Here is an 11,662-nt window from a genome sequence, read left to right as displayed (position 1 = left end):
GCATTCAGACGAAGGTGAAGGGGCGAAACGGCTTTGCCTTCGACTTTGTTGAAATATCCCTGGGGGGCTGCAAAGCAGACGGGGGGCAGAGCCCCCCGCGCGGTTGATCTTTGCGCTTGCGCGCCGGGCGCCTATTAGCCCATCCGTTCCGAGGTGTAGCCGCCGGGCGAGGCGGGGAAGACCACGGTCTTATTGCCATTGATGAAGGTGCGGTGCTGCACATGGGCGTGGATCGCGCGGGCCAGCACCAGCGCCTCCACATCGCGGCCAAGGCTTACGTAATCCTCGGGGCTTTGCGCATGGGTGATGCGGACGGTCTCTTGCTCGATGATCGGGCCTTCATCAAGGTCGGCTGTCACATAGTGCGAGGTCGCGCCAATCAGTTTCACGCCGCGCTCATAGGCTTGCTTATAGGGGTTCGCGCCTTTGAACGAGGGCAGGAATGAATGGTGGATATTGATGATCCGCCCCGACATTTTCTGGCACAGCTGATCCGACAGGATCTGCATATAGCGCGCCAGCACCACAAGCTCGGCACCCGATTCCTCGACCACCTCCATCAGCCGGGCTTCGGCTTCGGGTTTGTTGGCCTTGGTCACTTTGATGTGGTGGAAGGGAATGTCATTGTTCACCACGACCTTTTGATAGGTCATGTGGTTCGACACCACGCCCACAATCTCCACCGGCAGCGCGCCAATGCGCCAGCGATAAAGCAGGTCGTTCAGGCAGTGCCCGAAATTCGACACCATCAAAAGCACCTTCATCTTGGCGCTGGCGTCGCGCATCGCCCAGTCCATCTTGAATTCGGTCGCGACCGGCTCAAAGCCTTTTTGCAACGTGGCCAGATCGGACCCGGTTTCCGACGCGAAGCTGACGCGCATGAAAAACTGCCCGGTCGCCAGATCGTCGAACTGGTTCGAATCTGTGATGTTGCAGCCATTGTCGGCAAGATAATTGGCGATTGTGGCCACGATCCCGCGGGTCGTGGGGCAGTTCACCGTCAGCACATAGTCGGTCATTAAGGCTCCCTTTCGTCGCCCCCGGGCTGCGGGGCGTTGCAAGCATATTCACTGCCGATTGCGAAAGCTCCAGCCGGGATGCGACGACGCGCGGGCGAAAAACGTCAGTCACGGTGTCGTAAATGCGGTGCCTGTTTCCGATAGTGGAGCCGCGCCGCCCCGCCCCGGGAACCCGGCGCGGCCTTTTGTCGTTGAGTGGATAGGGCCGCTTTGCTAGCCTGATTTGACCGTGACATCGGAGAACCGCATGGACCGCCGCACTTTTCTTGCCAGCTTTGCCGTTTTGCCGCTGGCAGCCCAAGCGCGTCGCGCGCAGGCCGCCCCCGCCGCCGAGGCAGAGGGCATGATCGCGCCGCAGCCGAAATGGCCGATCGCGCCGCAATTTTACCCCACCCCGGTCGATGTGAAACCCGATATTGCGGTAGGCACGATCATTGTCGTGTCGGAAAAATTCTATCTTTATCATATCACCGCACCGGGCAAGGCGATGCGCTATGGCGTGGCGGTTGGCAAGGCAGAGCTGAAATTCCGTGGCCAAGCGGTTGTCGGGCGCAAGGTCGAATGGCCAAGCTGGAAGCCGACGCCCGAGATGATTGCCCGGTCCCCCAACACCTATGCGAAATATGCCGATGGCATGCCGGGCGGGCCCAAGAACCCCTTGGGCGCGCGGGCGCTTTATCTTTATCAAGACGGGCGCGATACGGCGATCCGCATTCATGGCACGACGGAGCCCTCGTCGATCGGGCATGCGGTCTCCAACGGGTGTTTGCGGATGGTCAATGATCATGTGATCGCGCTTTACGATGCGGTGGCGCTTGGCACGCCGGTGACGGTTTACTGATGCGGCTTTGCGCGGTCCTATAGCCGAACTGGCCGTGTTCGACGCTTTCATCGAAACGCGCGCGTGGCAGGTGGCCGCGATCCTCTGCCGGGACGCTTAACCGGACGATTTAGGCCAAGGCCGGTCGCGCGCGGCGCGGTTTGATATGGCAGGGCAGGGGCCTTTGTCGCGCGGGTCTAAGCCGAATGCCGCATCATGCCCCCCGCCGCAAGCCAAGCCGCGCGCCCAAGGCCTTGGCGGTTTTGGCCTGCCAGATGGCCCCTGCGGCACCGCCCCTTCTGAGTGGTGCAGATTTTGCCGATTTCACCCTTGACGCCCCGCGCGGCATCGCTTAGTCACCCCGCCAGTGGCTAGGTAGCTCAGCAGGTTAGAGCACGTGACTCATAATCACGGGGTCGGGGGTTCGAGTCCCCCCCTCGCCACCAAATAAAACCAATCCCTGATATCGTTAAAAATTACACATCGCTGATGTGTCTGTAGCGCGCGACCAGCTTCCGGACGGAATCGCACCAGCTTCCGGACGAAAATTTTTCCGAGCGGGCGATCCTGACGGCGGGACGGGCGTTGCGCGCCACGAAGTTTTGCAGAGCGTGCCACACTTGTTTGCAGCATAGCGGTTTCGGTGACGCACCCTTTGAACGGGGGTAAAGGCTCTGTTCAATGGCGGTTATAGGTCGAAGACATCTGCATGACCCGCTCCCATTCAACGTGGAAGGCCTCGCAATAGTCAAACGTGATGGACTTGTAAGTTGGCATCAAGGGTGTGATGCCGGAACTCAGGTGTTTGAAGAGTATCATGTGTGATGTCGTACACACGATCAGGGCGCTCGCGGTGGTTAGACGAAGCGGCGAAAGTACGTTTTCAACGGCGCTGACGGACCTACGCATGAAAGCAGTGCCATCTTCCAGTCCATATATGTTCAGCTCTGAGAATGAGGCCGCGCCGCTTCTCCATCGATCCATGTGCGCATTGTCTTCTGGGTATCTAACGCGGGCCTCATCGATGGGCACCCCGCTCAACCTCCCCAGAGAAATCGAATGAAGGCCATCGACGAGCGTGCAGCTGGCTCCCAGCTTTTGGGCCGCGATCTCTGCAGTCTGCTTCGTTTGCGTATGGGCCGTGTGGAAGACGTGAAACGGATCAGCATCGGCGCAAAGCCGTTCGCCCAACATTTCTGCTTGAGAAATGCCCGACGTGGTGAGCTCTGTCCCATCGCCGCCGGGTATTCCGATCAGGTTTTTACGGCATTCAGCGTGCCGCGCAAAATGGACAATCATCGCAAAATCTTCGCTGGTGCCCCGATATAAACGCCGGGCGCGGTGATCGATTTTGTCACCGCAGTAAGGGAACCGATCTTCGTTCCACCCACCACCCTGCATAGGGGATTAACGACTGCCCCCATCCCGATATGGCAGCCTGCTTCAAGCGTACTCTCTGCCCCGATGTTACACCCTGAGCCGAGTGTGACGTAGTCAGCGATGACTGCGCAGGCACCTATCGTGCAGTTGGATCCTATGATGCAATGCGCGCCAATCTGGCATTGCGGTCCGATCACCGCGCCCGGCAGAACAATGCTCCCCACCCCTAAAGTGGAACCTGCCGCAACATGTGCGCCGGGGGAAATGATCGCCGCACATGGGGTTAAACGTCCGTCCAGAACCGTCGATATCCTGAACCGATCCTCGGTCCGGCCAATTGCTACGATACCAGAACTGGTCCGCAGTATTTCTGCGGTGTCAGCGCTTTGCGTCCCAACAAGCAATCGCACGCCCTCGACGGGGCTAGTGGTCTTGCGATCATCCACAAATACCAAGGGAGAGAGGCCAAGGTTCTCAGCGACGGCGTGAACGGTCACTCCGAGCGATGAAGCCCCGATGATGACCAAACCGCAGGGATCAGTCACTGGATTGATCCGCTCGCGATAACCTCATCGGTGGTTCGATCGACACCGCTGAACGAAAACTTCAGCAAGCACCACAACCCATCACCGGGAGCATCGAGAAAGCGCCTCTTGTTATTCCGAACGTATCTGACGGCCTCTTGGGTTCCCATACCGCGTAATCCAAAGGCCAAGAGAACGGGGCCGCTCGTCGCAACGTCTGGATCAATTCGTTTCGTGTATAGGATCAGCGCGTAGTCTGTCTTCACGTAGTTATCTTCAAGTTCGGCGGACAAATCCTGTCCATCATATCGAAGGATCGCTTTAGAGGCGCCATGCAATGGGCTGGTCTTATCGACAAGCTCCAAAGAAACTGGCACCTGCGCACTAAATCTCGCGATCAAAGATCTGGAAAGAGTGTTGGCTATTGGGCCTCCGAGGCAGATCAAGCCAGATTCCGTAAACTGATGAAGGGTTGGATGTTGTTGGGGGGTCACCATGACCGTCTTGATCCGCAGCACATCGAGCTCCGAAATGATATCGGAATACGCCTGAACGTCCGTCAAGCTCACCTTCGCCAAGCTTCCCGCGCTGCCTTCCTTTGCGACAATCGCCGTCCTGACGCATCGTCCTGGTGCGGATGACGCGAATGGTTTCCAAAAACGCCGCTCGAAGCGGAAGTCATATCTATCCTTAAGCCCGCGGGCAAAATAACCCAATACGCCGAAAATTGCGGCAGCGATTACGCCCGTCGCGATGGATGATGCGCATATGTAATCTATGAAACTCTCAATGGACACTGCTCTAAGTCCTACGGGTTGGTGAAAGACCTTTTGTTGCATGCAAGGCGTTCAATTGCGGCGACGGTCGGCGCATGGGTAATGGCACCGCTGTTGATCTTCGCCAGTGCTTCTTCCATGGAAGTCAGCACGACACTGCTCGAGAGATGAGGCGGGATGGTCGCCCGAGCGACAAAGATATGTGTTTTGTGAATGGACACAGATAGATCCATGTCAAGTGTGAACAGATGCTTTGGCTTCGATGCTTCAAGCCCGGTTTCCTCCATGAATTCGCGGGCGGCCGCTTCGGCAGGCGCCTCTCCATCCATGACCTTGCCGCCCGGGAGCTCGATGGTTTCGATCGCATGAACAGAACGAAACTGTCGCACAAGTATGATCTGGCCGATGTCGGTCAGGCACGCGAGGCAAGCCGATTCAGGAAACCGGTAAACTGTATCTGATTTGATCTTGTGCTCGACCACGACTCTCTTTGCCATCATGTTGATCTCCTTGAATGTCGATGAGTTCGTCGCCGCTCGCAAGCGTTTGCTGGTCGGCAGAGGTGGGTAACAGCTGTTAAGGCAGGGGTGACATTCTTCGCGAAGAACCCTGCCAAACGTTCAAGGCAACGTTCGCTTCACAGCGAACGGGATTTGGGTCTCGGCGCTGATTTGCCTCATCAGATGCGCGGATCGCGCAAAAGGGACAAGTTGTGGCGCGCGAAGTCGTCGTTTTTGTCGGAGGGGGTTGCCGCCCCCTCTGGCCTCCCTTGAGGCCGCGATCCGAAGCTCGTGTGTTTCCTAGAGGATGTTCAGATCGCGGAACACGCGGCCAAGCATGTTGCCGATGACCGTCTTGGTGGCGCCTGCGTAGTGCACGCCGTCCACTGTCAATTGGGGAGCAATCTCCCCATCAGCTGTGGCATCCAAGTCTGCCTGCGTGGGGGTGAGCCCGGCGTCATCCAAGCCATAGCTGCTGACGATGGTGGTGCCGTCCGCCGCATAGATGGGGGTTGCGAGATACTCTCGCAGGCTCACAAAATAGCGCCCGAAGGCGGTCCGCATCGCTGCCTCATAGGCCGCGCGCTCCGCCGCAGACCCGGTGGACATCCCGATGATCACGTTATGCGACGCCCCAGCGTGGGCGATCATCATCTTATGCTGCCACACTAGGTCATCGACATCTGCATAGCCCCCATTCGTCCCCATGAAGATGATCTGGATGCCGCCGTTGCGATGCATGTCATAGGCTGTCCGGAGCGCGGTCGGGCGATCAATGACCACCTCAGACCCGGCCGCCGAGCGGGTGAATGTCCAGGTGCCGTTCTCATCGGCGTAATTGGCACCGGTCCACGCCAATGTGCCCTCAACATCCCCAATCCGGCAGGGGTTAACATGCCCGGAGCCGCCTTGGAGCAGGGGCGTCGCTTTCGCGCCAGAGGCCGTTTTGATGCCCCAATCCGCAGCCCGCGAGGCAATCAGGACCGGTGTCGTGGCTGCCGGGATCGTGATGTTATTGACCACCATCGCATCTGCACCTTGGCGGGCCATGATTGTTCGAGATGTTTCTCCGCCCGTGCCCGCATTGTAGACCGCAAGCCCCGTGAGCGTTTCAAGCACGGCCGTCCACCCGCCCTGAGCTGTCAGGCTATCCCCCCAGCACGTGATGTATGTATCTGCGGCAGCACCAGACTTCAGTTCGGCCACGTCGGCCTGCAAGGCGTCCACGTCAGCCTGTAGCGCATCCACCGAGGGCAGCTTCGAGATACTCCCCGCTTCCATGTCGCCTTCGACACCGCTGGTGGAGGGAGATATGTCCAGACAATAGACGCTGAATTGGACAGTGTCCGTTTGCAATTGATCGTCAAAGGCCACGATAAGGTAGCCCACCTGGTTCCGGCCCGCCGCGGCGTAGAAGGCCGCCGCGTCGGCATAGTCGATGTCCACCGTGGCCTGATAGCCATTGCCTTCATGGAGCGTCAAAAGCGTGCTTTTGTATTGGGCAACGGATCCGTCTTCGGAGCCCCAGGCCGGGCCGGAGGTCCAGCGGACATACACGGCAGTTGCCTTGCCGTCGCTCTTGACAAAGGCCCGGTACGTCTTGTCGGCCGCCTGCGTGGCGTAGTCGTCAAACAGCTTGGTGCGGAAGTAGCTGTAGCCAGAGGCGGAGACGTTGGACAGGTCGAAATCATAGCCGATATTCACCGTGCCCGAGCCGTTTTGTCGGCTGTAGGTTTTCACGAGGGCGGCGATCGAGCCGCTGTCGAGCTTGGTGAAGCCTGCCGCCCCAAGGGGAGCCTTCGGTTGCAGAACCGCTGTGGCCACCTCAGCCGTTTGCAGCGCCTCGCCCAGACTCTCTACCAGGTCCGGGGTGATCTTGTTTGCAATGACATCCAGAGCGCTGTCAAACCGAGGCTGCATGGTCCATGTTGCTGTGGCAGCGTTCACCGTCGCGTAAGCCGCAGCCCAGTAGCCTATGGTGACATATAGGTAGGATTGCGCCGCATAAACTGACGTCTTCCCGGCCGCTGTGATCGCATCATAGAGGTTGAGGCCGTCCGCCTTCAGGTTCGCCACGTTCAGCGCCACGGTGTTGGGGCCCGGGTACCAAGACACCTGATCGGTGACGATGTAGGCGGTGTTGGCGCTTACCCCAGCCACCACCGTCAGATTTAGGGATAGCAACTTGTCGAGGTCAGACAAAGCCGCATAGGGGATTTTGAGGTGCACACCAAACCACGGCAGTGACCCCGTGGCTGCGGCGGTCTTGGTGATGGTGATCGGCGATCCCACTGTGCCTTTGGTGATCGTCACGCGGTCGGGTGTGATGGTGGCCAGGTCGTAACCGGGCGCATCCGGGTTGATCGTCTCATATCCTGCGCCGCTCGCGGTCATTGCTGTGCCTGCGGGCGCATTTCCAGAATCGATATAGTCCTTGCTCGGATAGGTCGCTGCAAGCACCGATGTCGAGGCGTCGATCCGGCGATATTCGCGGAACGCGACGTCGCCCGAACCGGCCACTTTGAAATAGGCGCCATCTGCCACTGCGGCGCGGCCGGTCGCCTCGTCGGGATAGGTTGCAGAGTTGATGACCGCAATATCCCGCGCGGCGGCCGCCATCTCCTCGACCGACTGCAAATCTGTCATGGTTGGCAATGCGGCAATCTGTTCGGCCAAAGGCCCGGTGCCTGCCAGCTGGGTCGATAAATCCCCCATCGTTTGACGGCCTGTCGCTCCGTCACGATTTACGAGGACTTCGTCAGCAAGCGCGGCGGCAGGCAGGTCAGTTGTCGTGTAGCCGGTGGGCATCAGAGGATCTCCAAGGTGTAGGGGCCAGAGACGGGACCGGGCGCGCCATTGCTGTTTTGCGGCTCGATCCAGACGTAATGGGTGCCAGCACTCAGGCAGGCAGCGGTTTCGAGATAGGCGGTGACATCATCGACCAGGCCGTCGAAATCGGCGCTTGCACGCAATTCGAGCGTGTCATTGCCGGTCACCGCCTGAATGCGATCAGTGGCCGGGCCATTGGCGTCGATCACGGTTCCGGGCCGGTCAGAGCCGCCCGTCAGATAGGGCTGCAGGCTGCCCGCCGTGCGGCCGGTGACACTCAGGCTGAGGCGATAATACTTCCCGGCCTGCGCAGCGAGCGGTTGCGCCAGCACATCGGCGGTGCCCGCAGTATGGGCCGCTACGCCATCGGCGATCGTCCAGCCCGCATCGGCCGTCCAGGCGCCCGCACTGCTTGCACTGTCCATCGTGCCCCCGATGATCAGGTTCTCGCGCGTGGTATCGCCCAGCGTGGTCGAATAGGTCTGACGTTGTGCCACGGTGATCGGCGTCCCGACGGCATCGGTTTCGCGGTCCAGCGTCGAGATTGTCGAGCGGTAGATCTGCACCGCCGTGGTGGCGGCATCATCGCCTGTGGCGAACTGGATCAGCGCCCCCCCCAATAGCGTGGTGATCGAGATCGCCGCGCTGTCAAGGGCGGCGGGCAGACCGGCATCATCGGCCCCCACCGTGATCCCCACCTTCGCCGAATACGGCCCCGTCACCCCCGTCGCGCTGATCCCCGCCGCGCGCACTTCCACCAGCTCACCCACGGCATAGCTGTCCAGATCGCCCCCACCATTGGCGGCCGGAATGGTCAGCACGGTCCATGAAGCAGCCCCGCTGAGGCGATGCTCAAGCTGATAGGCGGCCGTCGCCACCGCGCCGGACCCGGGCTCAAGGGCATAGGTGATCCGGTTTGCGACGTCCGTGCCTTCCAGACCGGATACCAGACGGGCAAACCGGGGTGCGCTCGGTTGCAGCAGGTTTTCATCGATCTCGGCACCAACCCGGCTCGACCACGTTGGGATCTCGGTCGCGGCCAAAATCGTATCGATCTGCGGCGCCGCATCGACGGTGCGCAGGATCGCGCACATATCCTCGGTCGCCTCTACCCGCGTCACGATCTGGCTGTAGCTTTCGACCGCCGCAGGCCCGAAATGCACCAGCGCGCCGACCGAGGGCATCTCTCCGGTGCCTGGCAGCGTCAGGATCGAGGTGGCCCGCGCGTCCGTCCTGACGGTGCGCACGACCGAGGTGCCGATCGTATCGGGCGCGTCGTAGGCGCGAAACCGGATCGCATAGCTCTCGCCCGCGACCATCTCGACCCGCTCATCGATCTCGACCAGCGCGCCCTCGACGCGGGTCACCCGGGCCGCGACCTGCACGCGGCTGATCACATCATGGCTCAGCGCCACCAGATCGCCGCGCGTCACGGCGCGCAGCGCACCCGGCTGGGTCACCTCATAGCTGTCGGGCCGGTGCATCGTTTCAAGCTGGCGGCGCCGCGCCTCACGCCAGACCTCATCGGCATAGACCTTTCCGGGCAAGCTCAGCTGCTCGGTCAGCGTGATCTCCCCCTCGTAGCCGGGCCAGCGCACTTGGCGCTCGGTTTCCTTGTAATCGTTGCCCGCGTCCTTGAATTTGACCACGAAGGCATGCGGCGGGTCGATGTAATTGCGCGACCAACTGAAGGACCAGCTGTTGCGCGGGTTGATGTGATCAACGACCAGCGTGTTCACCAGTGGCCGGTCGATCACCACGCCCCATGACAGGCCATCGTGGCGGGGTGTGGCTCGCCCGGCGCCTGCGATCTCGGTCAGCACATCGCGCAGCGTGGTGCCCGCTTCTTCAAGCACGGCGTTATAGGTGAGCCCCTCGGCCGCGCACCATGCGGCCCAATCGGCAAGCTGATCCAAATCGATTCCGGCATCGGCCACAGCCTTCGGATTAGAAGCGTGCTGCAGAACCGCGCGGTATAGCGCGGCCGGGTTTTGGGTCGCGCGTGCCACCCAGCTTTCGGTTTCGGCATCCCAGTCGCTGCAAATCCGCGAAACCAAGCAGTTGAAATCGTCCAGGCTGCCATTGAGCTGGTGGGTCGCCTTGATCCGCAGCGCCACCAGCGCCAGTGGGCGCGGATAATCCAGCGGATATTCCGGCCGGATCGTCTGCAGCGCGGCCCAAGAGGTGCGCTGGCTGATCTGGCTCGACTCGGTCTCATCGGTCAGCATGGTCAGCCGCACCTGCCAGCGCCCGCGCGTCGCAAAGCTCCAGCTGTGCTGACGCCAAAACGCCTCGGCTTTCGCGGCGGTAATGTCGAGCACCGTGACCTCTTGCCATTCCTCCGCTTCGGCCAGGCGATGCTCGATCCGCACGGCAACAGAATGGGCGCGCCGCCGCCCGTCATCATTGAACCGCACGAGCCCCGCCGAAAAAGACAAGATCACCGAGGCACCTGCCGCATCGGGGCCGGTGGTGCGCACGACCGGGGTTTCGATGCCCGGTGCATTGACCCATCGGGTCATCGGGATCGGGTCACCGCCATAGAGGCTCGGCTGTAGGTACTCTTCTTCGACCTGGGTGACTTCGCCGTCATCGTCACGCGGCAAGGGGCGCGTCAGCTCTACGCCTATCTGCTCCTCGACCACTTGGCGCGGATAGAGGCTGACGGGCAGCTCCCCTGCGATCCCGTAGCGCAACTCGGTCTCGACCTCATCGTATTCGGCCAAAGAGGTCTCGCCCAACCGCATGTCGTCGATCGAGAGTTCGCCTTCGCCCAAGCAAAAGAGGGCGCGGATATATTGGTCATCGCCCACGATCTCTGTATAGGGCGTGGCGGCAAAAGGCGGGGCAAAGCGCATCGTGCCCAGCACCACCGGCACCGCCGCGCCGGGATCGTAGCGGTTTTTCCAGCCGGTGATCGCATAGCTGTCGCGTTGTTCGTCGGGTTTGGCCGGGGGGATCAACGCATTGACTAAGAGCTGACCAACAATCGAGAACCCCGCGACTGCCAGCCCCCATTGCCAGCTACCAACCGCCAGTTCGGGGAACAGAAGGCCCGTCAGCGCAACGGCTGCAATCGACACCACGATCGACAACACAGAGCGTAAGGCGCCTTCGCCGGGCACGACCCGGATCACCACCCGCACGCCCGGGCGCGGACGGGCCAGCGCCCACAATTCGCGCGGCACGATCTGAGTGCCGTTATCCGTCACCAAGGCCACACGCGTGCGGGCCAAATCCGCGTCACGCGCCATGGGCAGCGCCTTCGCAACGATCTCGGCCACGGTCAACCCCTGCGGCACCTCAAACGCCCGGCGCCCGGTGCCGGGGTCGAATTGCGGTGCGGCCAGCACATGGATCGGCGCCATATTCGTCATCGCGCCGCCTCCGAGATGATTTGCACAGGGCGTTCAATGGGGCTTTGAACATGCCGCCAATGCCCGGTGAACCGATGGGCCCAGGGCCCGCGCCGGTAATCGGCAATCACCGCCTGCGTCTGGCCGATATGGATCATCAGCCCGTGCTGGATCACGATGCCCAGATGGGTGGAAAGCTTGCCACGGCGAAACACGGCCAGATCGAAGGCTAACGCCGGGCCGGTCACCGGCACCCACAGCGGCGAGCATTTAGCCCCTTCGATCAGGGCGGAGATTTCGCCATGCTCTTCAACCGAGCCATAGCCGAGGTAATCAGGCAGCGTGATGCCCAATTCCTCGCGATAGATCACGCAGGCTAGCCCCCAGCAGTCCGCACCTTCGGCGCTGCGGCCATGGTCACGGTGGGGAATGCCGATATAGCGGTTCGACCAGCCCAT

The 11,662-nt window shown here is 61.1% G+C and carries 9 protein-coding genes and 1 tRNA gene; 2 read left to right on the top strand and 8 right to left on the bottom strand.

The genetic code is table 11. The features are described from left to right. Nucleotides 1-134: 134 nt before the first annotated feature. Nucleotides 135-1,019, bottom strand: coding sequence for a formyltetrahydrofolate deformylase (gene purU, locus CKO11_RS07015; RefSeq protein ID WP_223635196.1), 885 nt, complete (start codon nucleotides 1,017-1,019; stop codon nucleotides 135-137). A gap of 247 nt (nucleotides 1,020-1,266) precedes the next feature. Here purU and CKO11_RS07010 point away from each other — a divergent pair, with 247 nt between their 5' ends. Both CKO11_RS07010 and CKO11_RS07005 read left to right on the top strand, forming a co-directional pair. After that, nucleotides 1,267-1,860, top strand: a complete 594-nt coding sequence (locus CKO11_RS07010) for a L,D-transpeptidase (RefSeq protein ID WP_223635193.1) — start codon at nucleotides 1,267-1,269, stop codon at nucleotides 1,858-1,860. A gap of 348 nt (nucleotides 1,861-2,208) precedes the next feature. After that, a tRNA-Met gene (locus CKO11_RS07005) sits at nucleotides 2,209-2,285 on the top strand. A 232-nt stretch (nucleotides 2,286-2,517) separates the two neighbouring features. Here CKO11_RS07005 and CKO11_RS07000 read toward each other — a convergent pair. From CKO11_RS07000 to CKO11_RS06970, 7 genes are all read right to left on the bottom strand, one after another. Beyond that, on the bottom strand, nucleotides 2,518-3,138 hold the full coding sequence (locus tag CKO11_RS07000) for a histidine phosphatase family protein (protein WP_223635190.1): 621 nt from the start codon (nucleotides 3,136-3,138) through the stop codon (nucleotides 2,518-2,520). Then, entirely contained in the window at nucleotides 3,135-3,764 is a 630-nt protein-coding gene (locus CKO11_RS17615; protein ID WP_223635187.1) for a hypothetical protein, read from the bottom strand. The genes CKO11_RS07000 and CKO11_RS17615 overlap by 4 nt, the downstream gene beginning before the upstream one ends. Beyond that, nucleotides 3,761-4,582 (bottom strand): hypothetical protein, encoded by an 822-nt coding sequence (locus CKO11_RS06990; RefSeq protein ID WP_223635184.1) that lies wholly within the window; start codon nucleotides 4,580-4,582, stop codon nucleotides 3,761-3,763. Before CKO11_RS06990 ends, CKO11_RS17615 begins: the two co-directional genes overlap by 4 nt. After that, nucleotides 4,552-5,019: an NUDIX hydrolase gene (locus CKO11_RS06985; RefSeq protein WP_223635181.1), complete on the bottom strand. Its 468-nt coding sequence runs from the start codon at nucleotides 5,017-5,019 to the stop codon at nucleotides 4,552-4,554. Before CKO11_RS06985 ends, CKO11_RS06990 begins: the two co-directional genes overlap by 31 nt. 300 nt (nucleotides 5,020-5,319) lie before the next feature. Continuing rightward, the gene (locus CKO11_RS06980) at nucleotides 5,320-7,827 is read right to left on the bottom strand and encodes a hypothetical protein (protein ID WP_223635178.1); all 2,508 of its coding nucleotides are present in this window, start codon (nucleotides 7,825-7,827) and stop codon (nucleotides 5,320-5,322) included. Next, nucleotides 7,827-11,225, bottom strand: a complete 3,399-nt coding sequence (locus CKO11_RS06975; protein ID WP_223635175.1) for a phage tail protein — start codon at nucleotides 11,223-11,225, stop codon at nucleotides 7,827-7,829. Before CKO11_RS06975 ends, CKO11_RS06980 begins: the two co-directional genes overlap by 1 nt. Continuing rightward, on the bottom strand, nucleotides 11,222-11,662 hold the full coding sequence (locus tag CKO11_RS06970) for an NlpC/P60 family protein (RefSeq protein ID WP_223635173.1): 441 nt from the start codon (nucleotides 11,660-11,662) through the stop codon (nucleotides 11,222-11,224). The genes CKO11_RS06975 and CKO11_RS06970 overlap by 4 nt, the downstream gene beginning before the upstream one ends.

The sequence above is a fragment of the Rhodobacter sp. TJ_12 genome (assembly GCF_020023995.1).
GTDB lineage: Bacteria > Pseudomonadota > Alphaproteobacteria > Rhodobacterales > Rhodobacteraceae > Rhodobacter.
This window is presented reverse-complemented; position numbering and strand designations above follow the sequence as displayed.